The following is a 26,285-nucleotide window of genomic DNA, read 5'->3' on the forward strand; positions in this document are numbered from 1 at the left end:
GTGGACAAGATTTGATTCAATCTGCCGCCGCAACGTCTTTGGCGGATCCCTTCGGGTGAAGGATACGCAAACGCAAAGTCCCTGTCTTTGGCGGTTTGCATAACAAGCGTAGCTGCGCCTAATGACGCTCGTGCCAAGCGACTTCACCGTAGCGTTCGGACACCAGGCGATCGATGGTGGTGCTCAATTGGTCCGCGTCAACTTCGCCCACGACCTCAAACTCCTTTGCTAGGTCGGCATCCAATTGTGCCGGATCGATCGCAACGTTTGTCACAAAGGCACCGTGGTTTCTGCCTGCTCGGTAGTCCGGTTGGCGGGGGGCGAATTCCAAGCATCGTTGAAGTAACGCGACGTCGGCGGCGTATAAAATTGTGCCGTGATACAACAGGTGACGCCTGCCAACTCGCAAAGCGTTCCCGGAAAATTTTCGATCGCCGAACGTAAGATCACATGTTCCCTGAAGTGAGACGTCCGCAAGTTGGCGGGCGACCGCAGCGTGCACACGCGACATCACAATCTGGTGTGCCTGGTCGATCTTCGCCGCCTGGGGATGTTCGTCCAGTGATAGGACGACGCTGTACATCATGCATCCTGGTCCGGCGACGATGGATGCACCACCGCTGCAGCGACGGAATATCCCGATGCCTTCTTGGCGACAGAATTCGCGATCGGTTTCTAGGTTGATTTTCGAAGACCGCCCTAAAATAACGGTCGGCGAATTCAATTCCCAAGTTCGAAAGCTGGGACCGAGTTCACCCGCTTCGGCCGCGACCAGGGAGGCCTCGTCGATTGCGAGTTGATAGGTCGGGAGTGAAAGCTTCGCTTCCTCGGCCGGTTTGATAACGATTCGTTTCACGATCCCCTCAAGGAATCGAGCAGTCGCATCCGTGAAACCTGCACAGCGGCGATCAGGCCAGCCAATAGCCCAAACACAAAAATACCCAACACCAGGGCGAGCGGTTCAATGATCGGTGGTGAGGTGCCTTGCGACCAAGCATAGGGCAGTACTGCCAAGATCGCACAAGCCACCCCGCATCCGATGCCCATCGCTAACAGGGTTGCCGTTTCGCCGACGACCATCGATGCGAGCCGAGTTCGGGTGAATCCGATCGCCCTCATCACCGCCAATTCGCTTCGACGTTGCAGCAGGTTACGTACTTGAGCGATCGCCAGACCGATAGTTCCCAGCAGTAACCCCAGGCCGCCAAGGCTTTGAAAGGTTCGAAGGTAGGTGTTTTGGACGGCCATCATTCCTGCCAGCACTTCGCGTGTGTCCGAAACGTCGAAGCCGACATCACCAAGGCGGGTTTCAAAGGTCTTTGTGATTGCTCGGACTTTGTCTTCGGCTGCCTTATTGTCGGCGACGTTGATCAGAAAGAACCGGTAGCCGCTGATTTCGGAAAACTGTCGCTGGAAGTTTGCTTCACCGATCATCAGTCGACCTTGCAGCAACGAGTTTTCCAACAGTCCGACGACTTTGAAAAAGATCGTATCGTTTTCATAGGTGAACGATTTAACTTCACCGATGCCAGCCATCATCTGCAGGCTCCACATCGCTGTGTTTTGGTCAAGGATCAACGGGATGGGATCCTCTTCTGTTCCCTGTGCCGATGTGTCCAGTAGCGACCATGGTGATTCGCTATCCGTCGCAGCCGACGCGAAAAAACGAAATTGGTTTAGCGGTTCGGCCGCCGACGCCGGGACGCCATAGACGGTCGGTTCGGTCGCTCGGTAAAGATTGTTGCAGCTGGCATCTTGGCCACGTCGAACACGGAACGACACGATCGTTGCGTCTGACAGCTGGTCTGCTTCGGCGCCCATTAAGCCAGACTGAACTGAAGGGTCAGCGAGGTCTTGATAAACAGGCTGCGCGGATTCGGCGAGTAACTGAAATCCACCGGTGCCTTCATCGCTAGGGGTCAGCCGAAATGCATTGATCGCGACAATCAAAAACGAAGCCGTTGCGATCAGTCCGATCGTCAATGTGCTTCGCAGCGGCGCCCGGACAGAGTTGCGACGGGCCAACATTGATAGGCTGTAACCGTGTCCCGAATCGGAACGGTGTCCGCCGCGTCGAAATTGACCATAGACGAAAACGAGCATTGCGATCAGCAGCATCATGCCGCCGCCCACGAACCCACCTGCTGCCGTTTGCCCGCCGCTGGCAGCACCAAATCCTCCGGCACCCAAGGCCGCGATCGCAAGTCCGGCAGCAGTGTAGCTAGGCCATCGCAGCATTGTCGTCGTGTCGATTTCGTCCAGTTCGCCTTTGCCACGAATCAAGTCGACAGCGTCATTATTAAGCATCGATCGCGTTGTGAACCACAAGGCTGCTAAGCCGCAGAACAATCCCGCCGCACTGCCGATGAACAGGCTTAATGCTGACGCATGAAATGTCAGGAATGGAACCGTCACGGCGCCAACCCAGAAACTGCGTAGGGCGGCGAGCACACCAGCGGCATAGCCAACCCCACCGGCGATTCCGACAACCACGCCCAATATCGAAATCAACAAGCCTTCGCCAAGGTACAGCCGGCGAACCTGCTGTTTGCGAAGCCCGACAGCAAGCAACGTTCCCAGTTCGCCGCTGCGCGTGACGAGCCCCAAGCGGAATAGCATTGCGATCAGCATCACCGCCGAAAAAATCACAAACATGCTAAGTGAAAGGAACAACCCATCAAACGGCGTGGTGCCTTTCGAAGCGGAAAGCTGGGCGCCACGGATGGAGCGAGGTTGCCAACCGAGTGCGGGAAGGATGTCCGATGTCGAGGCCAGTATTTTGGATCGTAGTTCGTCTTCGCTACTCACCGCGTTTGCGGCGATGATTAGCCCGGTTGTATGGCCAAATCGACTTGAGAACAGCGTTCGACCAGCGGCAAGAGGAATAAAAGCCTTGGGAGTCAGGCGATGGTTTTTCCAATACTGGTCGTCTTCTTGAGGAACGTCACGCGTTAATTCGAATGGGGTATCCCAATCACTCATCGAATCTTGATCGGTTACACCGGGGACCGTTGGTGTGAGGTTGGGATCGTTATAGCGGGTCGGTTCTTGGGAATACTCTGCTTTGCGACGACGGCGATAAGGCCGGTCCGGTTCGGTAAGCGGTACAACGTTGACGACCGCCGCATTGAAGGTTCGTTCGACTTCCTTGCCGTTCTTGATTTCCGGTTCAAAGTAATCGATGGCCAGCGTGTCGCCGATTTTCAAATTCAGGCGTTCGGCGAGCCACGAATTGACGATGATTGGTACCGTGTCGTTGGTATCGAGTTCACCCGAATTCGAATCGCCATAAGACAGCGGCAACTGTTTCGATGGGTCGACAGCCGCGATGGTGCTGTAGGTCACCCGAACCGAATCATCGTCATTTGACGCGTCTGGATTGTTGGCAATTTCGCCAGTTGTTTTTTTGATTTCGTTTGCCAGGTAAGTCAGAACCGGAGTCACTTGATCAGCAGGCAAGGCTTGGGTGATCGCTTCGACAGCAGCGTCACTGATCAAAAGACGATCGCTTGTCACGCTGAAGTACTCGAATACTGTCTGGTCTTCGAATGAATCGACGACGTGTTCCAGCTTTAGGCCAAGGTCCTGTAGCGTCGGACGGACCTTTGCGGCGTCGATCGGCTGGGAACTTAGCAGGATGTTGGCTTGCCCGTCTCGATCTAGTACCGAGGCGACAAGTTTGCGTGAAAGGAAAACGTTCTTGGGTGCCGCTTGCGATGCCGCAAGAGAGAACCTTGCCAGTCCTTTGTCCTGAAGAATCTCAGCCACGGTCAGACGCGGAATGCCTTCCGTTTGAACGTCCTTTCGTCCCAGCGGGCTGTCTGCCGGTACCGCTTGTTCGACGGGCAGTCGAACGGTCACCTGATCACCAACTTTGACGCCCAATTCTGTCGCCAGTGATTCTGTGAGGATGACCGATTGCTCATCGAGCGTCGTTTCCGGAGTGATCCCCGAGGAATCAAGGTGCCAAAACGCGTCGTCACAGCCGATCACTTGGATCGAACCGGAGCGTCGCAGGTCTTCACCGCTGGATGCTTCGATGACGGCCTGGTCAAACATCAGAACTGCCGCGATTGCGTCCGGGCTTTGTCCTACCCGTTCAGCGATCGAGTCGACGCTGAAGAATCCGCCCGGTGCGATCACGCTATCGATTTTGCCTAACCGCTCGACTGTCAGTTCACGCAAGCTGCCTCGCATGGAATCGCCGACAAGCAGAGCCCCGACAATCACCGATGTGGCGATCGCAACACCCAATGCCACTGAAATGGTGGTGCGCCAATTTTGTCGAACGCCTGCGGCGATGACAGACCAGGATGTGATTGGTCGGTTTGACAATGGATCGGATTGATTTGCGAGGAAACAAGTCGGGCTCGTTTCAGTTTAGCAATCTGTCCATTGGTCTTCGAGCGGCGGGATTGATGCCGGTTCGGATAAAAGCTCCGCTGTGACTGGCTTTTCATCGATTGATCCGAGATACCAGGTTAAGTCACATCGAAATGCAGACGAAGTCCGGCAATCTATTCAAGCCGCAATCGCCCTGGGACACCCGATCGCATCAATCCGTTGGGATTCTGCATCGTGGCCCAGGCCTGAACTTTTCCTGAAACTGGATTGGATTCTGGTGACACAAACGTAATCTCACCAGAAATCGATCGGGGCGGAAGCGATTTGTCCTCGGCTTCATGGTTCGTGTCTTGAACAAAGACAACCTTTCGTCCGAGCCAATCTTCTGCGCTTCGTGAGCCATCGACTTCACAAACCACACGGATCGGATCAAGCGAGATGACCCGTGCGATTGGTTGTCCGCTCTGAACCCATTCACCAGCTTGCACGTTCAAGTCAATCACGGTTCCGTCGGCGATCGAGCTGATGAAGTGCCGTTGTAGCTTACTTTCGGAAAGCTTTAGCTGAGCTTCCATTTCAAGCGTTGTTGCATGGGCAAGTTTGTCAACTTGTTCGGCTTGGTCGAGCGCATACGCAGCTTTCTGAACCTGCATCTTTAACTTGCGGATTTCCAAATCACTGACGACGCCCGCATAAGATTCGTTGGCGAGTTCCGCCTGATGAAGTTCTAAGTTTCGGAGTTCCAATTCCTGCTGCGCGGCACGCCGAGTTGATTCACTGCTACTAGCTAAAATTGTTTTCTTCAGTGCAGCTTTGGATGCAGCCATTTCCTGTTTTGCGAGTTGATCGTCAAGACGCACCAGCAGGGTGCCTTTGGTGATCGCTTGCCCTGGTTTGATTTCAACGGATTGAACGATTCCTGAAATCGGCGAGGCGATCTTGATGTCTTGGATCAAAGTCGTGTGCGCACCTGAAAAGGGACCGGCCGGTGGCGTTTGCTGGGGAGCAGGAGACGGTTCTGATTCTTCGGATGGTTTGTCTGATGCCGAAGTCGGCTCCAGATCGGTCGGCATCGGAGGAGCCTCATCGTTTGCCATTTCTGAACTAGCACCGTCTGAATCGGTACCGTCTGAGTTAGCACTGGCTGTGGCCGCTTCAGGTGTTTCCGAATCCGTGGTGTCACTTTTCAGTGCGAGCGGATCAGCATCCGACTGTTCCTGTGGTGCGTCTTGCGTGGCGACGCCGTCTTGGGCCGATGATGCATCAACTAGGAACGCGGTTAGCATTGCGGCGAGCACAAGCATGCCCAAGGCCAGCAAGTGATCTCGAACGAATGATCGAAGGCGACGATGGGACCGTTGAGGCTTCATTTGAATTCCACACCACTTTGGTTTACTCGGCCGCCGCTGAAAATGCCGCATCAGATGAATGTCCAAGATGGCTGATGCGTAAAGCTGACGCTGTAGCTCACGAAAATTGGCGACGAGGGAGTTCGTAGCCTATTTGCAACTTTAAATCTGGCAAGTGAGTCCAGACGGTGTGATCGTGCCGAGCGTTGGTGATGTTCCGGTTATGCCGGTCGTAGGCATCGCGGATGTCTGCTGGATGCACAGACGATGCCGTTTGACCCACTGCGATGGATCAAAGAGGGGGCGGGCGAACGTTCGACGTGCTATGGCAAAGAATCCGCAGTCGTGGTTCGCCGAATCGCAATTGAAGTGTTGCTAGATGATTCGCCGGAGTGCTGGAAATTCGAGAGTAAATTTGGTTCCACGGCCGACATCACTTTCCAAGCTCATGCGGCCGGAGTGGGCTTCGATGATTTTGCGAGCCGTCGGTAGCCCGAGGCCGCTGCCGCCCTCTTTGGTTGTGTAGAACGGCTCGAACATATGCATGATCGTGTTGCCGTCGATGCCTCGACCGTTGTCGATCAAGTCCATCGCGACGCCCGATTTGGTCGTGTAGGTTCGGACCCAAATTTTTCCGCCCCGATCGGTGGCTTCCAATGCATTTTTGACCAGATTCATCAACGCGGCTTGCAGCGAATCGCTGTGCAACGCGATTGACGGAAGGTCGTTATCCAAGAACCGAACGATTTCGACGCCTCGCTGGGACGCTTCGGCGCTGTAGGCATTCAGAACCGTTTCCAGCTGGTCATTCAGCGATCCAGAAACCAAGTCGATGTCGCGAAGCCGCGCGTATCGCAAAAAGTCACGCAGCAAACCCTGCATCCGGACACATTGCTCACGAATGATTTTTGCCCTTTCGAGTGGGCGGCGAGCTTCTGGTGAGTTCCAATCTGCCAAGTCTTCGCTTAGCAGGTCGATATTCATATGAATGACCGACAGCGGGTTTTTGATCTCATGCGCTAGTGAGCCCGAAAGTTCTGCGAGCTCTTCGTATTGGGCGCGTAGTTCGTCGATCGGTGAGGGTTTGTCGTTGCTGGTCATGGCCAAAGAAACAATCGTCGCGTTTGGGCGAACTTAGGTGCATCGTCAATGTGAAATTGTAGCGAGAACGCCCAATTCAGATACGTGGCACCCTTTTGTCGGCCATTCGTACGAAAAAACGCGAGCCTGACTGACCGAAACCGCTCATAGGGACTATCGTTTGCCCTGCAAGAAACCTGTCCCCTCTTGTTTGCGTCTCCACAACAATTTGAACCATTTAACAACGAATGGAATGGCCCGCCGTTTTTTCGCTCTTGGTCGCCGCCGGTTTACTCGGCAGTTTGGCCTTGAAAATCGCTTCGACCGACATCTTGGCGTTGTCGTTTTTGGGCCTTGTGGTTGTTGTGCAGGATGTCACCGGGACGAACGGTTTGCCGACCCCCTCTGAGGCCGTGGCAGGGTTTGGCAACAAAGGTTTGATCGCCATCGGGCTGTTGTTCGCTGTTGTTGCCGGTCTCGAAATGACCGGGGCGACCAAACTGGCGACGGGGTGGTATTTAGATCGCGCGAAAAGCCTGCGCGGTGCTCAAGTGCGGATCCTCGCGCCGGTCGCCGCACTGAGTGGGTTTCTGAATAATACGCCCGTTGTCGCCGCGTTGATTCCGATCGTGGATGACACATCGAAGCGGTTGGGGGTCGGATCAAGCCGGTTGCTGTTGCCGCTTTCGTACGCCGCGATCATCGGCGGTATGTGCACGGTGATGGGAACAAGTACGAATTTGATTGTCCGCGACGAGTTCGTTGTTCGTGGAGGGGACCAAATCACATTCTTTGCGCCCGCTGTCGTTGGCGTCCCCGCCGCGATCGCGGGAGTGATTTACATGGTGTTATTTGCCGAGCGACTTTTGCCAGACAGAAAGGCCGCTGTCAGTGTCGGTGACGATCCCAAGAAATACACCGTCGAAATGTTGGTCGATGCGTCCGGTCCACTCGTCGGAAAGACGATTGAAGAGGCAGGGCTGCGAAATCTGTCTGGGCTGTATGTCGCTGAAATTCAACGTGGTGATGACGTCATCGCGGCAAAACCGAATGAACGTTTGCGTGGCGATGACGCATTGATTTTGGTTGGGGCGTTGGATTCAGTCGTTGATCTAAGAAAGATCCGCGGATTGTTGACTCCCGACGACCAAGGACGAAAGCTGGAAGTTCCCGCGTGGCGTCGGACGCTTGTCGAAGCGGTGGTCAGTTCGCGTTGTAGCTTGTTGGGGAAAACGATTCGTGAAGGTCGTTTTCGAAGTAATTACAACGCCGCGGTGGTTGCTGTGGCTCGCGGTGATCGTCGGTTAGAAGGCAAGATTGGAGACGTGCGTTTGGAGACGGGCGATGTCTTGTTGTTGGAGGCGTCGCCATCGTTCATTCACCGTGCAAAAGAACTGCGCGACTTTTTCTTGGTGAGCGCCGTCGGCGACGAAGCGGTCCGTCGTCACGATCGTGCTTGGTTTGCGATCGTCGTCATGGTTGTCATGGTGCTGGCCGCGGCATCAACGTTTGTGTCCATTTTGACCGCCTCGCTGGTCGCCGCACTTGCGATGATCGGTTTTCGATGCTGCACCGCGAATGAAGCTCGCCGCGCGGTTGACTGGCCGATCTTGATCGTCATTGGATCCACTATCGGGATCGGGAAATCACTGGAGACAAGTGGGGCTGCGGAAATCATCGCACGCGGCGTGATCGGTCTTGCACAAGGGAACGACTATGCAACGCTGGCGCTCGTTTACCTGATGACGATGTTGTGCACCGAGTTGATCACCAACACGGCGGCGGCTTTGATCATGTTGTCGGTCGCCCTTGGTGCTGCCAGCACGTTGGGGGTCAATGAGATGCCATTTGTTATCGCCGTAATGATCGCCGCTTCGGCAAGTTTCCTAACACCGTTCGGGTACCAAACCAATCTGATGGTTTACACCGTCGGTGGCTATCGGGTGTCGGACTATCTGCGTTTCGGATTTCCGTTATCGCTGATCGTCTTCGGTATCGCAATGGTCATGATCCCGTGGCAGTTTCCGTTCTAGCTGCCCTCGATTCCTGTCGATCGCGATTTTCGGTTTGCATTTGACACCGCAAGCAGCGTGACAATCACAACCGCTCAGGCTGGTTCCGCTACGATGATACCTTGATTGATCCGAACAAGGTTTCTCTTGGAATTGGGATGTTAACTCAGCTTGGCAGCTTGGACCTGATCGTCTTGGTCGGCGTAATGCTGATTTCGTTAGCGATCGGCGTTTGGTCGGGTCGAAAAAACAAAGACGCAGAATCGTATCTTGTCGGCGGTCGTAGTTTGCCTTGGTGGGCCATTCTCGGGTCGATCGTTGCTACCGAGACGAGCACCGCGACGGTACTTAGCCTTCCTGGTGATGCGTATTCGGGGGCTGGATTTCGCTGGTTGCAATTCACCTTTGGATTGGTGATTGGGCGTGTTGTGGTGGTGAAGTACCTGCTGCCACTGTATTTCCAAGGTCAGTTGCTGACTGCCTATCAGATTTTAGATGAGCGACTTGGCAAGCTAATTAAAACGGCAGCATCGCTGTTGTTCCTTCTGACGCGAAACATTGGTGACGGGCTGCGACTGTACCTTGCCGCAGTTGTTCTGCAGGCACTGCTTGGCTGGTCACTCGGCGCAAGTGTGTTCGTGATGGGAATTGTCACAATCCTGTACACGACGATTGGCGGGCTGCGTTCGGTGGTTTGGAATGACTGTGTGCAGTTTGTGATCTATATGATCGGCGGAGTCGCCGCCGTCTTTATCTTGGTCGATCTTGTTCCGGGTGGCTTCGCAGCGATCACGCACTTTGCGAACGAATCGGGACGGATGGTGATCTTTGATCTTCAGTTTGATTTGTCCGAGCCATTGAACGTTTGGGGCGGCGTCTTAGGAGGTGCCGTTCTAACGATCGGGACGCATGGTACAGACCAGATCATGGTTCAGCGGTATTTGGGGGCTCGCAGTGAACGTGATGCCGGACGCGCGGTCGTGCTTAGCGCGTTTGTCGTGATGGCACAATTCGCGTTGTTTCTGTGGATTGGTGTCGCCTTGGCTGCGTTCTTTGATCAATCCCATTCGGTTGCACCGGAGGCTGCTGACAAGGTGTTTGCGTATTTCATCGTCAATCACTTTCCGCAAAATGTCGGACTGATCGGGTTGATGTTGGCTGCAATTTTAGCAGCCGCGATGAGCACCCTTTCGAGTTCGCTTAGTGCGTCATCGTCTGCGCTGTTAAATGACTTTTACTTTCCGCTGCGATCCAAATGGAATTTGCCCACTCCGAAGTCTGGGCAGGTTCTTAAAACAACGCGTCTGATGACAGTTGGTTTTGGATGTCTTCAAATGTTGATCGCGATTTGGGCGAGTCAGTGGGATTCGACCGTGGTGACGAGTGCGTTGAAGATCGCGGGGTTTTCGGCAGGTCTGTTGCTAGGGGTCTTCGGACTGGGAGTGTTCCGGCCAGGGATCAGTCAACGCAGCGTGTTAGTTGGTGCTAGTGTGGCAACAGCGATTTTGGTTTGGCTGAGCTTCTGGTTGAAAAATGCAGCCGGTGAAGCCATGGTTGCTTGGACCTATTTGGCAACGATTGGTGCCAGCACAACGTACTTGGTTGCCCTTGTCAGTGAAGCATTAACGGGCACCGGTGATCAGGCCACTTCGACGGGCAAAACAGAATAGAATCTCGCAATAAAGGGCTTCTAAAGATGACGACTTCTCTCATTACGAAGGTTTGTCGTTGCCCGCGATAAGCATCCTTTCAACTTTCACGCTTCAATGAATCACTCCAAATCGCCTCGATGAATTTAGAGCCAATAACGATCGATCCAGAACTTGGGCCCGTGCCCAAGTCCGTCGTTCAGTGGATTGACGATGCGACTGCGGAAGCAAAGAAGGTCGATTGCTTTGACTATATCCCTAGCAATCCGTATGTACTTTACAGCTATTTGCGAACCATCAAAGGACGCCGCTATTGTGAGTGGGGAAGCGGTATCGGAATTGGGATCGGCATGGCTTCACTCCTTGGCCTAGCGGCAACCGGGATTGAAATCGAGTCAGAGCTTGCCAGTCGTTCCGAGGTGCTGTTAGCCAAGCACGGTTTGGACGCAAAGGTTGTCACCGGCAGCTATCTTGAACTGCACGTCCCTGCGGAAGTGGTCTACGTTTACTGTTGGCCAGGGCAGGTCAACGAAATGCGACGCCGCTTTGAAGATTCCATGCCACGGGGCAGTTGGTTGCTGCTAGCCGAAGGCGCCGAACGGATTTCTCCGTTGATGCTGTGGTAAACGGCCGATGGTTGTCGGAGCCGCAGCAATGGCTATGTCAGTCAACGTTGACGCCTTCGATACGAAAGACAGCCATGTGAGTCGCGTTGGGAGCGTTTGGTGGTCCTTTGCCGCCGGGGTACTTGAATGATTCATCGTCGAGGAAAAACTTGCCTTCGACGGTGACCGGGCGGGTCGAAAAATCAGCGGAGTGGCCATCGGCCATCTTTACCCAAACGCAATCATAAAGAGCAGCGCCCGGACCAAAGCAGCATTCGCGGTTATCGCGGACGAGTACGAATTGCTTGATGCCTTCTTGTTGAAAGACGCTTTGGGGCAAGATGTAGCCCCGCAGTTTGACGTTCTTCTTGTCGAGGCGTTTAAGCCTTTTGGTCCACATTTCGGAATCAAATGCGGCGTCTTTTTCGATGTCAAACTTGAGATCATCGAAGTTGATCTCGCCTTTGGCCAGCTGCGCTTCACTGCTTTGGCGAAGCGGGACTTCCTGTTTTTCCTGAGCGAACGCGGCGGTTGGCGCAAATGGCAGGGATGGCGATGCCATCGATAGCGCGGCCAAAAGTGTGGACCACAAAAGGGCAGGGCGCTGTTTCATCGTTATCGCGTTCGTTGGGAGGATCAAAGGGTAGGCGATGTATTATCATCATAGCCCAGCCAGATGCCGTCCCTCAAACGGGCAGGTAACCTTCCGGTGTTCGCAGGAAGGATCGATCAGGTATCAGGGCAATCGCCACGTCATTTCACTGACGTACCCTTTACCCGATAGAACACCGAGTTGTCAAAATCGGTTCGGTTCTGGGGGACTTTGTTTAGGATGAACTTTCCAGCGAGTTTTCGCCGTGTCATCCCACCTTTGACAGTTTCGCCACCGGTCAAGGTGACTTCGATCATCTCGCTGCTCTTTGGCTGTCCACCAAAGCAGCAAGTCCCTAGGTCACCAACCATGACGAATTGGCGTAGCATTCCTCCACCACTGGATGGGTGGATGTAACCTTTGATGAAGATGTCTTTGCCGTCCAGTTCATACGCGGTTTCGGTCGGTCGATCCGGGTCGGCTTCGAACTTCAGCTGAGAAAACGGAACGCGAACGTGTCCCGGGGGAACCTCGGTCAGGTACACGTAGGTGTGCATCGAAACGCCCCCTATCAAGACAACCAAGTTTGCAACCAAAGCGAACTTGGCCAGGCCGAGGCCACTGAATTCGTCCGGGTAGCGATTGATCGAGCGGATCGAGACGAGGGCGAAGATGACTCCGACACCACACATCAGCAACAAAAACTCGAAAGGTGGTACCAAGCCGAGCAGTCCAACTGCCAGCAACATTAGTGCAGCGATAGCGCTGCGGCTGAGGGCACGGTACGGGAAGTCCGCCGCATCGGCGGAGTTCGTCATTTGAAAATCAGTCGTTGCCATCGTTTGCATGTGTCGCAAAGAAGACGTGAAATGGATTGCTATTACGAAAGTGGCATTCTGATCACGGGCAACGATCCAGACCAGGGAGAGCGGCCGAACTACGTCGTCGTTCACCCAGGACTTCGTTGTTGTGCGACATTCATCGCGCGAGGATCCAATTCAAAATGTCAGCGACACCGTTGAACGTCATTGAAAACGTCCCTCTGATGGTGATTTTGTCACCGTCAGCGGGCGATTCAGTTTTCTGGTTTCGGTTCGGCGATAGAACCGCCGGTAAGAACCAAAAACAGAGTGATCACCAAGCTTGCCAAGGAGATCATCAGTACGCAGGCGAACTCCCAAGGGTTCGATGGTTCTGACAGGTCATTCTGTCGGGTGACCAAAGCGGGCACGGGAGCGGCAGATGGGTTCAAGGCTGCTGCGTAACGCTCGCCGGTTCGTGGCTTCAATGGCGTGCTGGCGACGGGCGGCTGTAGCTCCGACGAATCGATTTGGGAGGTCGACGATTCACTGCTTTTGGGGCGGACCGGGATCGGTGCCGGGAAAAAAGCCTTGGCACGGCGGACGGCTTCAGGATCGATCTTTTCGAATTCCTCGAGTGCTTCGGCGGCTGCCGGAAGCGGACAAGCACGCATGTAGTTGATTACAGGCACTCGCAGCCAATTGTCTTTCGGGTCGACTTCTTTGAACAATTTGCTCAGCCGATCGATTTGGCTCCAATCCTGCCATTTGGCCAAATCGGGAATCACCATGTCGGCAAGCTGTTCGCGTTCGAGGATCTTGTGCATCGATTCAGCGAGAGCACTGCGAGGAATCACTTTGCCTTCGGTGCCATGAAATCGAAGTGCCATGATCGCCGCGTAAGTCTGCGAGAATTCCGCCTTTTTATTGGCGATGTAAAGCTCTTCGATCAGTGGCAATCCTTTTTCACCGGCGAGTGTTAGATAGCAAGCGATCAATGCGTCCAAGCCGTTAGCGCCACTTTTAGTGGGGTGCTTGAGCATTTCTTCCAGCATGGGAATGTCCTGGTCGTCACCGCAGACACCCAGCATGGTGAAGTACAGACGTTTACGGTCGACACCCATTTCAGGTTGTTTGACCCAGTCGATCAGTTGCTTGCGATCCATTTCAGGACCGATCTTGCTGATCACGTCGTAGGGTGCGGAGGCGAATTCGTCGTAGGCGTCGCGCGAGATCAATGGATCTTCGTTTTCGAGGTACTTGCGAAAGAATCGCAGCCGCGCGACAGGGTCATCTTCAACTTCGGTGGCTTTGACGATGTAGTCTTCGCTCTTTTCGTTAACCGGCAAACACGACCACTGTAAGTTTGGGGGATCGACGCCGGAGAGCAGAAAGCGGCGTCCGACTTCGACCTTTCCAAAGTAGATCGCGTCAACGGTTTGTTCTGCCTTGACGAATTGGCCGCCTTTGAGAACCTTCTCGACCTTCATCTTTACCACCCCCGTGGTCAGATTTCGGGTCGACTCACCATCCAAGCATGATGCGATCACGACGGCGTCCATCGTTTCGGATTGTTGCCGAATGGTTTGCTGAACGGACTCGCAAAACGGGCAGGCAGCGACCATCGGTCCGATGGCGATTGCGAGCATTGAAGCGATGACCGTTAAAGTTCGGTAGGTTTGCCTAATCATTATGTTTTCCGGGTGTCTGGCGCGGAAACCAGCGGGGATTTCCCCGGGAATGGTTAAAGCTGACAGCGCAGTCACGATCGCAGCGCTGAGCGATTGCTTTAATCATAGGTGGAAAACAGGTCGGCTGAGAAGGCTGAAGTCGATTCTCCCGGAATTCGCCCTACGATCGGCTCAACCCATCCAGCCAAAACTGCCGATACGTTCGATGGTTCGCGACTCGCTGGCCTGTGGCAGGGTGGAACGATGCCCGTATGTCGGACACCAGCATCACAGCGGCGGACACTTTGGAAACAACCATCAACCAAGCCCACCGATGGCCTGCGTCAGGACGACGCCAGGGCCGTATGAGGCTGACCTAGGGGGAAAGCAGAAATGCTTCGTCAATTGATCATCGTCGCTGTTCTGGTCGCATCGGCGTTCACGCTTGCTGATCAGGCATCTGCCGACCAACGTGCTTATGGACAAGCGTGGGGCGGAAGCGCCAGCACTCGCGATTGGAATCGCTTCTACCATTATCCGTACGTCTACTACCCCCAAAACTTCTGGGGACAAGAGTACTATCGCAGTGCGGATAGCATGTATCACCGCTATCCAGCCGAAATGCGTATTCCTGTCTACAACAAGAAGTGGCACAACTACTACCCCAGCAATCGCCGCTACCACAGCGGACACCACTTCATCCTTGACGTGTTCTAAGATTCACCGTCGAAGATTGACGGTCGAATGGGAAAACACCGGAATCGAAGCGACGCAGGATCGCGGGGTCGAAGCACTTCGCGATGGTCTCACACGGACGATTGTTCACTGAGCCCATCGTCGCTTGCCGTGGTGTCGATTGATCATTGACCGCGTGATTCATGAACGCGGCTTGCGCCACCGGGCTCAAGTTTTCAGGCAAAGCTTCGCTCGATCTGATTAAGATGGCCGCGATGGCGACGAGCACAAGCATTCGGCCACTGAGCCGCCAAATCGATAAATCAACCGATCCGTTCTGGGTGATTGGCCCAGACGGTAAGTTGCTCTATCTATCCGCAAGCGTCGGTGAGTGGCTTTCGATCGAACCGGAGCTGCTGGTTGGTCGGTTGTCGGTCGCAGGGGCTGCGATCACCGATGATCCGATCGACTATTTAGCCGCATCGCTGGCACCGCCCCCGGGGATTCTGTCCCGCGGGACGGCTTCGCTGCTTGTCCAGCCCTCGATGGCCGGCAAGCGGGCACGTCAGTTCACTCCGATGGAGACTCGGTTCGTCAAGCTTGGGCGTGCCGATGAAACCTTGGTCTTTGCCTTTGCCGGTAGGTTTGCTGACGCCACACCTGATGGCGACCTGGAATTGGCAAAGCAGCTCAGACAACGTCTTGATACTTGGCGGCACCACCAAGACAACTTGGCACACATCGCTGCCTTGGGTGAGTCTCGATCCGCCGAAAGGCTCCAGCGTCAAATCAAAATCGCCGCGGCATCGCGAAGTGATTTTTTGATCGAATCGCCGCCCGGATGTTTTGCCGAAGCGATCGCACGCGAGATCCACAACCGTTCCGCTCCGTCTGAACCGTTGGTTGTCGTCGATGGTTCGTTAATGGATGCAGAGCTATTGGATGCAAGCTTGTGGCCTATCTTGCATCAGCTGGCTGACAAGAAGCCAGCTAGCGTCATTCTTAAGGAGATCGATGCGACCGTTCCCGAAGCCCAGCAGCGTTTGCTCGATCATGTTCAGGAGCACGGTGATCGTTTGCGAGTGATCGGTCTGGTCGATTGTCCCGGGTTGGTGTCACAGACGGATGAGTCTTCGGACAGTGATGACACGGCGTCAAGCAACTTGCTGTCACCGGATTTAAATGATCGCTTTTGTGGTATCCGGATTCGGATGGTCTCGTTGGCCGCCCGTGTAGACGACTTGCCATTGATCGCGACGGCAATGTTGGATCGTCGTCGTGCGGCAGGTGAGGGCAGCGCCGATCGGTTTACGGCTGCGGCGTTGGATGCATTGGTGCTTTATCCTTGGCCGGATAATTTTGATGAGTTGGATCAGGCGATCCGCCATGCCATTCGAACGGGCAAGCAATCTTCGATCGGTGTGGAAGATTTGCCGCTGGCGATTCGGTCTTATCGGCCAACGGTTGTCGCGACCGATGCCGAGCCATTCGATTTGGATCAAACGCTTGCTGACTATGAACGGCAATTGATTCTATCGACCTTGGAATCGGCAGACGGTAACCGCGCCGAGGCAGCCAGGCGAATGAATATCTCCCGGGCAAGGTTGCTGCGAAAGTTGGAAACGTATCTGTAATGCGACAACCTGCTGAGCCCCCCGTCTTTTTGGTCGCCGAATCTGGCCGCCGCTGGCTTGATGCGGCCAGACGATTTGTTGGCCCATTTGCACACGCGGCGGCAGATGATCCGGTGTCCGATCGCGGCTCAGTTATCCGAGTTCAGGCGATTGAGCGGCAATTGGTCCGTTCCGCGATTGCTTCGGCGGGGGATTGTTTTGTGCTCTGGGAAGTTGACGCGACAAATTGCTCCACAATTGCACTTTCGATCGCACAAGTCTCCGTCAGTCATCATGATGTGATGCAATTCGTGGCGATTGATCGTTCGCAGCGTCCATGGTCGGCAAGTCAGCTCGCATCATTGATGGAGCTTGGCGTGACGATGTTGCTGCGGCGTCCGGAAGACTTGTCACTTTCGGCAAGATTGGTTCGTCGCAAAATCGCAAAAGCGGCGACTGACGGCACGAATTCCCTTCAAATGCATTCCAGTCCACACCCAGCGAAATGAAGATGAAGCTCAATCGACGTGACCTAATGGCAGCCGCCGGTGCCGCCACGCTTTCGGCGACCGCACTGAATAAGCCGACGTTTGCTGCCGAGCCCGTTTCAGGTGCAGGCCCAGTTGCTGTGCGTCCAAATCGGATTGCTGTTTCGACTTATTCTTACTGGCGTTACAGAGACGACAGTAAGTTGACGATCGCGAAGTGTATCGACTTGGCCGCCGAAGCCGGGTTCGACGGTGTCGAGATTCTGCACGTCCAAATGGAAGACACGTCACCTGGAACGCTGCAAAAAATCAAGCAGCGGGCTTTCGTCAACGGCTTGGACCTTTGTGGGTTTTCGACTCACCAGAGCTTCGTTTTTCCTGACGCTCAGAAGCGACAAGAGAACATCCAGCACACGATCGATTGCATCGAGATGGCCTACGCGATGGGCATCCCGACGATTCGTATCAATACCGGACGTTGGGGAACCAGCAAAGATTTCGATACGCTGATGGCGAACAAAGGTATCGAGCCACGACTGGACGGCTATACCGACGAAGACGCTTTCGGATGGGTTATCGATAGCATCGAAAAATGCTTGCCAGCGGCCGAACGATGTGGCGTCACGCTCGGCTTGGAAAACCACTGGGGCATCGGTCGCAACGCCGATGCCGTCGTACGGATCATTAATGAAATCGATTCGCCATGGCTGCAGGCGACGATGGACACCGGTAACTTTTTAGAAAACCAGTACGAACAATACGAGATGATGGCCCCTAAGGCAGTCTTCGTTCAAGCCAAGACGTATTTCGGTGGCGGGACCTGGTACACGTTAGAGATCGACTACGACAAAGTGGCCAAGATCCTGAAAGCGGCCAACTACCAAGGTTACATCTCGCTTGAGTTCGAAGGCAAAGAAGCACACGAAACGGCGATCCCCAAAAGCCTTTCGATGCTTCGCAAAGCCTTTGCGTAGGTTCTTGCGATCAGTATCGCCACTGTAACATCCCGCCCGTTGCGCCGCTTTCGGTAACGTAGGGATGAATGTAAACGTTGTTGCTGACCGCATCGGTTCGCTCGATGGCGGTAGCGGCAACGTAGGCTAGCCACCAACCCAATGCGACTTGTGATGGGTAATGGGCTTCATCGTTGACTCGGGAGATCGGCCCTAACAGCGATCCGGCATAGAGGATCGTTTTCAAGTCGCGACGGTCGGTCATCTTCGCCGCATTGATAAACGGTAATGCCGACATGAATGCATGACCGCTAACGCCGTTATTGTCATTGAATGGTTGCCAATGCGAAGCGTGTCGATCTTCATTCGGCCGAGATCCACCCGTCAATCGTTGCGCGACAATCAGCGGAGGGGCACCAACCAAGAACGATCTCAGCGTTCTTTTGCCCCAGCGCCCAGTGGTCTGCATCACAGCAGAGTCGTCGAACACCTCACCGGCCAACCAAGCGGCACCGAAGATCGGTAGCGTGTAGAGCCCATTTCCAAGCTCTTTGCTGGAATGCAGGCCTTCGAACCAGTCATCGCTGGTCGCACCACGGACGCTGGCTTGAAAATGGTCTTGAATCTGTTGGTCCAGCGTCGTGTTTGCGATCGCCGCTCCGATCAATGCTCCGCCCGCGACCAGTTTCAATGTTTCAAGGTCGTAGTAATTCAAGTAATCCAGTTGGACTTCTTTCCAAAGGCTGGTCTGATTGTTCGAAAGTTCTCGCTCAAGCTTTGCACGTCGGCGCAGCAATGGGTGGTCGAAAAACTGATGGCGAAAGGATTCTCTTTCCGTCATCACGTTGGGAATGGGCAAAGTCCGATCGGGACTCGTCTTGTCGCTCGCCGTATTGGCGAAGCCTTGATCGTCATCCGGCCATTGCATCGAAGCGGTGATCAATCTGATTGACGGATCCGCAGTCGGGTTGTTGATCCAGGAGGGTGGATCCTGCCAACGGCTACGCGCGGATTGGGGCGTTGTGAAGCCGGTTTCCGGTTCGGTGGCAAAACAACGAAATGTTTGGACTGGTGCTACGCAGGTCGCGATCAAAATCAGAACGTGTTTAACGATGGTGGCTAGTGGTGATGAAGCAGCGGGCAGGTGCCGTGTCATAAGTCAATCCGAGCAAGTGAAACGAGGACGGACATGACTTACTAAACGATTAGTAAAAAAGGCAACGCCGTTTCATCGGTTCGGAGCAAATGGGGCTGGATAGAAGGGGGTTTTGGCAGCAGAATCCAACAGTGGTTGGGCGTTTGAGCTGGAAAACACGGTAAAAACTGGCGTTGGTGAAAAACTAAAAGATTCGTATATTGTGCGGCTTGGAAGACAAGGAAGTCACTGGAATTGGCTGAGCACGATGCCGCTTCGATCGCAACATCACCGTACGTATGGGAACTGTGCGTATGCATGCATTCGACGAACGCGCGAAGGCTTGACCGTGCTGGAGTTGATGGTCTCTGTAGCGATCATCGCAGGCGTTTTGGCGATCTTTTTGCCTGCCATTGGTGCGGCTCGCGAAACGGCCCGGCATACGCAATGTTCTAGCCATCTACGAGAAATCGGCATCGCGCTTCACAACCATCATGATGCGAAGCGTTGCCTTCCCGCGGGTTGGACCTTTGACCCCAGCGCGTCATCCGCTTTCGGTTGGACGGTGCCGCTTCTACCTTTTCTGGAGCAGTCGTCTATCGCATCGCGCATCGATATGAAGGCGTCTCTCGCAGCAGCAAAGCACGGCATCGCTCGGCAGACATCATTGCCGCTAATGCTATGCCCGTCTGACATCGCCGACCCGATGTTTACCCTGTACGCCGAAGACGAGGACGAAGAAGAAAGCGGATCCTATGCGTCTGGGCATCCGTTTATCTCGCAAAACGAAAGCGAGCCGCTGATGCGTTTGCCGACCGCAAATTACGTTGGCGTTTTTGGAACGATGGAGTCGGATGATGAAATCCCAGCTCCGATCGGCGATGGCGCGTTCCTCGAAAATCGCGTCGTTCGATTTCGAGACATTCAGCGTGGATTATCACGCACGATGATCGTCGGTGAACGCACGATGGCGCAAGTTCCATCGACATGGCTTGGCGTTAGCTTGGCAGGCGAAGACGCCGCCGCACGCCTAGTCGGTTCCGCGCTCGAGGGCGTTAATCATCCGCTTGCAGACGAGTCGGACTTTTCCAGTCGGCATCCGGGCGGAGCGAATTTTTTATGGGGTGACGGCCATGTTTCCTTCATCTCCGAAAGCATCGACCTGGATGAATACCATCGCTCCGTTCAAATCCATCGACGGGACTGAGCGGGCGATTGAAGCCACCTTTATTCTTATCGTTAAAGCTGTGAATTAAGTTTTATGCCACGTTCTTCAAAAAGCTCGATCGAACTGACCAAATGCGAAGCAGAGGTCATGGATGTCGTATGGACAAAAGGCAGCGTGACAGTCAACGATGTTGTCGACACCATCAAACGTGATTTGGCCTACACCACGGTGATGACGACGATCAAAATTTTGGAAGAAAAACAGATCGTCTGCCGCGGCGAAAAAATCGGCCGAGCGTACACGTACTTCGCCAATGTCTCTCGCGATCAAGTTCAGCAAGGGATGATTAAGTCGCTCGCTGATCGACTTTTTGGTGGCTCGACAAAGTCTTTGGTGCTCAGCCTGCTCGAATCCGAAACGATCTCGGACGACGACATTCAAGCGGTGCGAGAAGCCGCCGCAAAGCTAGGCGACGAATGATGGATCAGTATCTCGCATTCGAAATCGCAAGTTCACTAACAACGCAGATCGCCTGCGTCGTTGCGGTGACATTCGCACTAAGGCGTTGGGTTGACGATTCGCAAGGCAACTGTCGGCTTTGGACGATTTGCTTCTTGGTGATTATCGGGATGCTCTTTTCCGGATTGAGTCTGCCCCACCGACGACTGTTCGATTTTCCTTTCCAAGTCAATCGTTCAACAATGTCGACGTTTTTGATTTGGAAAAGCCGTCTGGCTGTCACGTTGTTATCGATTTGGGGCGTCGGTGTCCTGCTGACACTCTTGATGAAGACAACGCAGCTCCTACGGCTCGTTTCCTTTTTGCGGAACCGTTGTCATGCGATTGACATGAATCAGCTGTTTGCCGATTTGGATCTTGCTTGTGTCGATGATCCGCAATTGTCGGTGCTCATTTCCGCCGAAATCAATGGGCCATTCTGTTGGCAGCTTCATCGCCCTGTGATCGTGCTGCCAGAGCAGCTCATGGCACATGACAAATCCACCGTTCGCAACGTGGTGCTTCACGAACTGGAGCATTTGCAAACACAGCATCCGATGCAGCATTTCTTGCAAGGCGTCTGTTCCGTCTTGTTCTGGTTCCACCCTGCAGTTCGCTTGGCAGCTAAAGAAGCTGAGTTAACGCGTGAGTTTTTGTGCGACGAAGCTGTGTCCAATAGCATCGGCAGTTTCAGTCGCTACTTGCAAACACTGGCGACGGTTGCCGAGTTCAGCCGTAACCCTTCGTGCACGCAAGTGACTCGCGGAACACTGGGGTTTGGTGATTCGAAAAGTAGCCTGATTCGGCGAAGTGATCGACTCGTGAAATTGGCAACCGCTTCGTCCAAGTTGACGCAGTGGCGAGCCGGTCGTTGGCGATCGTCGATCGCTAGTGTCGGCTTGGTTATCGCGGCACTGCTGATTCACCAAGTTTGGCTTCCAACCAACGTACTTGCTTCGAGTCGCAGTCAGTGGTCGCCTTGGCCATCCTGGACCGCCAATGCTTTGCATCAGGCCGATATCCAAGTCCGTGATTTCGAAGCGTTTGACGAACGTGTTCAACTGCACGAATGGTTGTGCGACGAGCACTAAGCAGGTGCTGATTTTCGGGTTTGTTCTCTCATCGAGTTGCCTTCCACTCTGAAAACCCCACGGTAAAGAACGCCACCTCCACGGAGTGAAGGGCGACAATAGAGAACCAACATGCTTTCTCGACAGCCGTCGTCAAGTCTGGGCAAGTAGAACACGCCGGAGTCCATCGTGGCCGGCTTAATTACTAATTGGGTAGTAATTGGTGTTGTGCCAACTTATTGGGTGTTTCTAGTATCCCGATCGGCTGAATTACTAAAGATGCCGTAGAACAACACGCAGAGACAGCAAGCAGGGATGCAAGTGACACAGCGTCAATTGAATCAGGCAAGCGAATCAATTTCTTTGATCTTGCCGGCTTACAACGAAGAGGCGGTGATCGCGACCGCGATTTCAGAAGCGGTGACCGCGCTTCAAAAGTTAACAACGCACTACGAAATCATCGTTGTCGATGACGGAAGTTCGGATCGAACCGCAGCGATCGTTGAAGAACATGCACAGCGGAATTCCTCTGTTCGGCTTGTACGGCATTCTCCCAATCGCGGCTACGGCGCGGCAATCCGTTCCGGCTTTGCCGTCGCCACTTGTGATTTTGTTGCCTTCACAGATGCAGATTGCCAATTTGATCTGAACGAGTTGGATCGATTGCTTTTTCTTTCCCGCGACTATGACGTCGTCTGTGGCTATCGAATTGACCGGCAGGACAGCTTTTTAAGATGCTTCTATTCCAAGGTCTATAACGTCTTGGTGCGTTGTTTGCTTGGGACCGAAGTGCGTGACATTGATTGTGCGCTGAAACTCTTTCGCCGAGATGTTGTTAAAGATCTGGAAATCACCGGGAACGGTTTTCTTGTGAATGCCGAAATCTTGGTCGAAGCCAAACGAAAGGGCTGTTCGGTTGTTGAAGTCGGCGTCACTCATCGCCCGAGGACGGCTGGGGAGAGCACCGTATCGATCAAACACATTCCACAAGTGTTGACGCAGCTATTGCGATACTGGTGGAACCGGGTGCAGTTTCCCGCGATGGAGTCTTTGCCCTCGCAAGTGTCGCGACTTAGCATTTCTGATTCGGGGCAACTTCGGTTGGTCGGATTGCAAATCCTTTTACTCGTCTTTGCCACGCTACTAGTGACGACGAATCTTGGGTATCCCTTGATCGATCGAGATGAGACTCGATATGCAGAGATACCGCGCGAGATGATCGGTACCGGCAATTGGGTTTTGCCGCAGCTGAATTTTCGAACCTACTATGACAAGCCACCGCTGACTTATTGGCTTTGTGCGATATCGTACAAATGCTTTGGTGTCAGTGAATCGTCTGCTCGGCTTGTCCCTGCGGCGGCGGCGTTGCTGACTTTAGCAATGACGATGGCGTTCGCTTCGAGAGTGTTCGATAGGCGAGTGGGACTGTCGACCGGAATCGTGCTGTTTCTATCTGCAGGATTCTTGTTTAGCAGTCGGTATCTGTTGCTCGATGGTGTCCTGACAGCGTTTGTTGCCGGTGCGATGTTCACAGCGTATGAAGCGATAAGCCCGAGTTCTCGTTCGGCGACAATCCGTTGGATCTGGTGGACGCTATCGGCAGTGATGACCGGTCTGGCCTTTTTGACGAAAGGACCTGTGGTGTTGGTGTTGGGGGCGCCTTGCTTGTTGGCGTATTGCTGGATTTCTGAATCTTGTCAAAAACCAACGCGATGGCAGGTCGCATGGTTCGGATTGGTTGCGGCCACGATCACGTTGCCCTGGTTTGTGCTGGTTCATCGACAAGATCCGAATTTCTTGATGGAGTTCTTTTACAAGCACAATGTCGCGCGTTTTGCAGGCGCCTTTCATGAAAAACCGATTTGGTTCTTTATTCCTGTGCTGCTGATTGCTGGTCATCCTTGGTCGTTCCTAACCGTCCCCTACATCCGTTTCCTTTTGGGACGGGATAAGCATCAGAGGAATCATCGTCCACAAGCCCTAGGATTCGTTTGCCTTTGGGCGGTATGGACGTTCGCGTTCTTTTCGATATCGAAGTGCAAATTGCCGACCTACTTGCTACCTGCGGCACCAGCGTTCGCGATGATGATGGGGCATTTCATGTCAGCGATTGTTCAGAAGTCAGCGACGAATGAGTCACAGGCGAACGAGTCACAGGGAAGGGCGAAGATGATGATCGCCCGTGTTTGGTCGCCACGTGCGGCCTTGCTGACGACTTGTTTTGTCGGAATCGGTTTTGCAACCTTTCAGTGGATCACCGCGAGTCAAGAATCAATGGTCTTGGCGGGTTGGCTTTTCGTTTGGGCCGCAATGATCGTGTTCACGATGCAGTCCATCGTTCGTGGATCGATGCTGCGGTACGAATGGCCAATGGTTGGCGTCACAACGCTCGTTCTAGCGACCATGGTGTTTCATCAATCGCTTCCGGCTTACAGCTATCAGCAAACGCTGTTGGCAAAGTCATCGACATTTTCGAAGCCATTGCTAAGCACACCTGATGTTCCGATCGCAACTGTCAGTCATGAGTTTTCAGAAGTGCCGTTTTATCTGAAACGCAGCGACGTCGAAAACTATTCCGATGTGACAGACGAGAGGTTGAAATCGTTTGTGCTACGATCCGAGCGATGCTACATGATCGTCAAACAGTCGGTCGATGAAAACGAGTTGGCTCAAAGCATGCCGGTCGGGACACGAATCACCAAGATCGCTCAGCAAGGGACTTCACAGTTGTTTGACGTGATGGTTCCCGAGACCGCATTTCGGCTTGTGTCAAAGCAAGGCAATGAAGACAGCGACCGCACAATGCAATAGTGAGATCGCGAGTCTTCGGCGGCTAGGCAAGAGGTCGCAATGGTGGTGATCTCCGAACTGAATCGCATCGAATTCAGATCGCAAGGTAACTCTATAGCGGTGCGACAATTTTGATTGACATGAACGTTTTGGAAATCTAGACTGCCTTCTCTATGTACCAGTCTTTCAATCGAAACGTAGCAAAATGTTGCGAACTGCTTCGGTCAGTCCTGACCAAGGCAGGGGTTTTGATTGTCGTCATGGTTGCGTCTGCTTCTTCTGCGTATGGCAGTTGTGGCGACTGGTTGCAGCATCCTGCTGGTGAGCAGTCGATGGACGCTTCACATTCGGCCGGCACTATAAATCTGGCTGGCACAGTACGTTTTGCAAGCACAGGGGCATTGCCGTTTGGCAAGCTTCCTTGTGATGGTCCGAATTGCAAAAGTGCTCCATTCGTTCCAAGTGCTCCGGTTCCAGTGTCCTCCGTTTCGTTCAAGACGATCAAGGATTACGGCTGCGAGCAAAAACAGCGTTCAGTTGCTGATATCAGCGAAGCTGAACTCCTCTATTTTGAGCCAGAAGTTTCATTCCTGGCCGGTCATCGTGGACGCGTTGAGCGTCCACCACGGGCTGTCTAAAGTCGCGTTGGATTTTACGGAAGTCCTTGCTGGGAAACCGTTTGCGTCGTTGGTCGCCTTGTCGCGAGATGGCCTTCAGCTGCGGTTGGTCATGTTCAAACTGCGATGATTCGCAGCTTGGCTAACGTGACCGAATTCAGCTGCTTCGGGCTGCGTCGCTGACTTGCCAGGCAGGATCCTGGTTGGTTGGCCACCTACTCCGCCAACGCTTTCGAACTGTCGTTTCGTCCGGCTTCACCATGCCACCTGGGACTCGCTGTCGCCGTGGTTTGTGTGACGATTCACTTGTCTGTGAAGTGGATTTCGTTGTCCGGCTACGTCGTTGTGACCAGTCCGCATCTGGCCCCTCGTCACGCAGCATGAGGTTGCTTGGGGTAGTGCTCTGCGCTGTTCGCATCGACGGTTTATGAACTTATCAAGCGAGCGTTTGGCTGGGTTTGAAGGTGTCGATTCTTCGCTCTTGCCGGACGTTCGTTAACACGATCCTTCGCTCTTCCGGAGGACGCGTCGTCAACCACGAACCGAATCAATTTGGAGATCAGTGAATGTCCACAGCAACCTGCGAGCTACCTAAAGCGACCAGTCAGATGACATGGATGGAGAGGATCAATGGCCCTTACCACAAAGAGGCTCTTTGGATTTACACCGCAATCGTTTTGGCGCATTGGACTGAACACCTAGCGCAAGCGATTCAGATTTATGTCCTCAATTGGCCGATCCCTGAATCGCGAGGAGTGCTCGGACTTTGGTTCCCTTGGATGATCAAATCCGAAGCGTTGCACTATGGATACGCGATCATCATGTTGGTCGCATTTTGGATCCTTCGCAAAGGATTCGTAGGCCAATCGCTGACTTGGTGGATGGTCGCGTTTTGGATTCAGTTTTGGCACCACATCGAGCATGCCTTGTTGCAAAGTCAGGCGATCTTGCAACGAAACCTTTTTGATTCACCGGTCCCGGTCAGCATTCTGCAGTTGGTCGTACCGCGAGTCGAACTGCACTTGTTCTACAACACCGTTGTGTTTGTCCCGATGGTGATCGCGATGTTCTATCACATGTTTCCACTTCCCGGCGAAGCTGCCCACCAGGGTTGTTCGTGTGCATGGCAACCACGTGCCAAAAGGGCCTAGTTGCTGTGGTTGGGAAATGCATCGAT

The 26,285-nt window shown here is 53.8% G+C and carries 20 protein-coding genes; 12 read left to right on the top strand and 8 right to left on the bottom strand.

Features of this window, described 5'->3' with window-relative positions:
- Window positions 1-118 precede the first annotated feature (118 nt).
- The 4 genes from LOC67_RS01090 to LOC67_RS01105 form a co-directional block, all read right to left on the bottom strand.
- Window positions 119-856: a biotin/lipoate A/B protein ligase family protein gene (locus tag LOC67_RS01090; protein ID WP_230260556.1), complete on the bottom strand. Its 738-nt coding sequence runs from the start codon at window positions 854-856 to the stop codon at window positions 119-121.
- Entirely contained in the window at window positions 853-4,335 is a 3,483-nt protein-coding gene (locus LOC67_RS01095; RefSeq protein ID WP_230260557.1) for an FtsX-like permease family protein, read from the bottom strand. The genes LOC67_RS01090 and LOC67_RS01095 overlap by 4 nt, the downstream gene beginning before the upstream one ends.
- Window positions 4,336-4,517: 182 nt before the next feature.
- Window positions 4,518-5,714, bottom strand: a complete 1,197-nt coding sequence (locus LOC67_RS01100) for an efflux RND transporter periplasmic adaptor subunit (RefSeq protein WP_230260558.1) — start codon at window positions 5,712-5,714, stop codon at window positions 4,518-4,520.
- Window positions 5,715-6,068: 354 nt separating this feature from the next.
- Window positions 6,069-6,794 (bottom strand): sensor histidine kinase, encoded by a 726-nt coding sequence (locus tag LOC67_RS01105; protein ID WP_230260560.1) that lies wholly within the window; start codon window positions 6,792-6,794, stop codon window positions 6,069-6,071.
- A 227-nt stretch (window positions 6,795-7,021) separates the two neighbouring features.
- Between LOC67_RS01105 and LOC67_RS01110 the strand changes: the two genes are divergently transcribed.
- The 3 genes from LOC67_RS01110 to LOC67_RS01120 all read left to right on the top strand — a co-directional run bounded on the left by LOC67_RS01110 (window position 7,022) and on the right by LOC67_RS01120 (window position 11,060).
- Window positions 7,022-8,806, top strand: coding sequence for an SLC13 family permease (locus tag LOC67_RS01110; RefSeq protein WP_230260562.1), 1,785 nt, complete (start codon window positions 7,022-7,024; stop codon window positions 8,804-8,806).
- A 137-nt stretch (window positions 8,807-8,943) separates the two neighbouring features.
- Window positions 8,944-10,455, top strand: a complete 1,512-nt coding sequence (locus tag LOC67_RS01115; protein ID WP_230260564.1) for a sodium:solute symporter family transporter — start codon at window positions 8,944-8,946, stop codon at window positions 10,453-10,455.
- 119 nt (window positions 10,456-10,574) lie between these two features.
- Window positions 10,575-11,060 (top strand): hypothetical protein, encoded by a 486-nt coding sequence (locus tag LOC67_RS01120; protein WP_230260566.1) that lies wholly within the window; start codon window positions 10,575-10,577, stop codon window positions 11,058-11,060.
- A 37-nt stretch (window positions 11,061-11,097) separates the two neighbouring features.
- Here LOC67_RS01120 and LOC67_RS01125 read toward each other — a convergent pair whose 3' ends face one another.
- The 3 genes from LOC67_RS01125 to LOC67_RS01135 all read right to left on the bottom strand — a co-directional run bounded on the left by LOC67_RS01125 (window position 11,098) and on the right by LOC67_RS01135 (window position 14,122).
- A complete protein-coding gene (locus LOC67_RS01125) occupies window positions 11,098-11,652 on the bottom strand; it encodes a DUF3299 domain-containing protein (protein WP_230260568.1) in 555 nt (184 codons plus the stop codon).
- A 140-nt stretch (window positions 11,653-11,792) separates the two neighbouring features.
- Complete coding sequence (locus LOC67_RS01130; protein ID WP_230260570.1) at window positions 11,793-12,449, bottom strand: hypothetical protein; 657 nt, start codon at window positions 12,447-12,449, stop codon at window positions 11,793-11,795.
- A 257-nt stretch (window positions 12,450-12,706) separates the two neighbouring features.
- Entirely contained in the window at window positions 12,707-14,122 is a 1,416-nt protein-coding gene (locus tag LOC67_RS01135) for a hypothetical protein (protein WP_230260571.1), read from the bottom strand.
- A gap of 372 nt (window positions 14,123-14,494) precedes the next feature.
- Between LOC67_RS01135 and LOC67_RS01140 the strand changes: the two genes are divergently transcribed.
- The 4 genes from LOC67_RS01140 to LOC67_RS01155 all read left to right on the top strand — a co-directional run bounded on the left by LOC67_RS01140 (window position 14,495) and on the right by LOC67_RS01155 (window position 17,851).
- Complete coding sequence (locus LOC67_RS01140; RefSeq protein WP_230260573.1) at window positions 14,495-14,818, top strand: calmodulin-binding protein; 324 nt, start codon at window positions 14,495-14,497, stop codon at window positions 14,816-14,818.
- A 161-nt stretch (window positions 14,819-14,979) separates the two neighbouring features.
- Window positions 14,980-16,410 (top strand): helix-turn-helix domain-containing protein, encoded by a 1,431-nt coding sequence (locus LOC67_RS01145; RefSeq protein ID WP_230260575.1) that lies wholly within the window; start codon window positions 14,980-14,982, stop codon window positions 16,408-16,410.
- Window positions 16,410-16,898 carry a hypothetical protein gene (locus LOC67_RS01150; RefSeq protein WP_230260577.1) on the top strand — a complete coding sequence of 163 codons (489 nt, stop codon included), beginning with the start codon at window positions 16,410-16,412 and terminating at the stop codon, window positions 16,896-16,898. The genes LOC67_RS01145 and LOC67_RS01150 overlap by 1 nt, the downstream gene beginning before the upstream one ends.
- Window positions 16,899-16,900: 2 nt before the next feature.
- The gene (locus LOC67_RS01155; protein ID WP_230260579.1) at window positions 16,901-17,851 is read left to right on the top strand and encodes a sugar phosphate isomerase/epimerase family protein; all 951 of its coding nucleotides are present in this window, start codon (window positions 16,901-16,903) and stop codon (window positions 17,849-17,851) included.
- Window positions 17,852-17,861: 10 nt separating this feature from the next.
- On the opposite strand, the gene LOC67_RS01160 is transcribed toward LOC67_RS01155, so the two are convergent.
- Window positions 17,862-18,758, bottom strand: a complete 897-nt coding sequence (locus LOC67_RS01160; protein ID WP_230260581.1) for a phosphatase PAP2 family protein — start codon at window positions 18,756-18,758, stop codon at window positions 17,862-17,864.
- A gap of 340 nt (window positions 18,759-19,098) precedes the next feature.
- Here LOC67_RS01160 and LOC67_RS01165 point away from each other — a divergent pair, with 340 nt between their 5' ends.
- The 5 genes from LOC67_RS01165 to LOC67_RS01185 all read left to right on the top strand — a co-directional run bounded on the left by LOC67_RS01165 (window position 19,099) and on the right by LOC67_RS01185 (window position 26,259).
- Window positions 19,099-20,172, top strand: coding sequence for a DUF1559 domain-containing protein (locus LOC67_RS01165; protein ID WP_230260583.1), 1,074 nt, complete (start codon window positions 19,099-19,101; stop codon window positions 20,170-20,172).
- Window positions 20,173-20,226: 54 nt separating this feature from the next.
- Window positions 20,227-20,613, top strand: coding sequence for a BlaI/MecI/CopY family transcriptional regulator (locus tag LOC67_RS01170; protein WP_230260585.1), 387 nt, complete (start codon window positions 20,227-20,229; stop codon window positions 20,611-20,613).
- The gene (locus LOC67_RS01175) at window positions 20,610-21,722 is read left to right on the top strand and encodes a M56 family metallopeptidase (protein WP_230260586.1); all 1,113 of its coding nucleotides are present in this window, start codon (window positions 20,610-20,612) and stop codon (window positions 21,720-21,722) included. Before LOC67_RS01170 ends, LOC67_RS01175 begins: the two co-directional genes overlap by 4 nt.
- Window positions 21,723-22,016: 294 nt before the next feature.
- Entirely contained in the window at window positions 22,017-24,512 is a 2,496-nt protein-coding gene (locus LOC67_RS01180) for a glycosyltransferase (RefSeq protein WP_230260587.1), read from the top strand.
- Between the two features lie 1,162 nt (window positions 24,513-25,674).
- On the top strand, window positions 25,675-26,259 hold the full coding sequence (locus LOC67_RS01185; protein ID WP_230260588.1) for a hypothetical protein: 585 nt from the start codon (window positions 25,675-25,677) through the stop codon (window positions 26,257-26,259).
- Window positions 26,260-26,285: the final 26 nt, after the last annotated feature.

This window comes from Stieleria sp. JC731 (assembly GCF_020966635.1).
In the GTDB taxonomy this organism is placed as follows: domain Bacteria; phylum Planctomycetota; class Planctomycetia; order Pirellulales; family Pirellulaceae; genus Stieleria.

Bases quoted from the DNA above. Each gene is read 5' to 3' on its own strand.
- LOC67_RS01140 (WP_230260573.1), top strand. From the start codon at position 14,495: ATGCTTCGTCAATTGATCATCGTCGCTGTTCTGGTCGCATCGGCGTTC.
- LOC67_RS01110 (WP_230260562.1), top strand. From the start codon at position 7,022: ATGGAATGGCCCGCCGTTTTTTCGCTCTTGGTCGCCGCCGGTTTACTC.
- LOC67_RS01115 (WP_230260564.1), top strand. From the start codon at position 8,944: ATGTTAACTCAGCTTGGCAGCTTGGACCTGATCGTCTTGGTCGGCGTA.
- LOC67_RS01155 (WP_230260579.1), top strand. From the start codon at position 16,901: ATGAAGCTCAATCGACGTGACCTAATGGCAGCCGCCGGTGCCGCCACG.
- LOC67_RS01125 (WP_230260568.1), bottom strand. From the start codon at position 11,652: ATGAAACAGCGCCCTGCCCTTTTGTGGTCCACACTTTTGGCCGCGCTA.
- LOC67_RS01135 (WP_230260571.1), bottom strand. From the start codon at position 14,122: ATGATTAGGCAAACCTACCGAACTTTAACGGTCATCGCTTCAATGCTC.
- LOC67_RS01150 (WP_230260577.1), top strand. From the start codon at position 16,410: ATGCGACAACCTGCTGAGCCCCCCGTCTTTTTGGTCGCCGAATCTGGC.
- LOC67_RS01130 (WP_230260570.1), bottom strand. From the start codon at position 12,449: ATGACGAACTCCGCCGATGCGGCGGACTTCCCGTACCGTGCCCTCAGC.
- LOC67_RS01175 (WP_230260586.1), top strand. From the start codon at position 20,610: ATGATGGATCAGTATCTCGCATTCGAAATCGCAAGTTCACTAACAACG.
- LOC67_RS01170 (WP_230260585.1), top strand. From the start codon at position 20,227: ATGCCACGTTCTTCAAAAAGCTCGATCGAACTGACCAAATGCGAAGCA.
- LOC67_RS01180 (WP_230260587.1), top strand. From the start codon at position 22,017: ATGCAAGTGACACAGCGTCAATTGAATCAGGCAAGCGAATCAATTTCT.
- LOC67_RS01185 (WP_230260588.1), top strand. From the start codon at position 25,675: ATGTCCACAGCAACCTGCGAGCTACCTAAAGCGACCAGTCAGATGACA.
- LOC67_RS01145 (WP_230260575.1), top strand. From the start codon at position 14,980: ATGAACGCGGCTTGCGCCACCGGGCTCAAGTTTTCAGGCAAAGCTTCG.
- LOC67_RS01105 (WP_230260560.1), bottom strand. From the start codon at position 6,794: ATGACCAGCAACGACAAACCCTCACCGATCGACGAACTACGCGCCCAA.
- LOC67_RS01120 (WP_230260566.1), top strand. From the start codon at position 10,575: ATGAATTTAGAGCCAATAACGATCGATCCAGAACTTGGGCCCGTGCCC.
- LOC67_RS01160 (WP_230260581.1), bottom strand. From the start codon at position 18,758: ATGCAATGGCCGGATGACGATCAAGGCTTCGCCAATACGGCGAGCGAC.
- LOC67_RS01100 (WP_230260558.1), bottom strand. From the start codon at position 5,714: ATGAAGCCTCAACGGTCCCATCGTCGCCTTCGATCATTCGTTCGAGAT.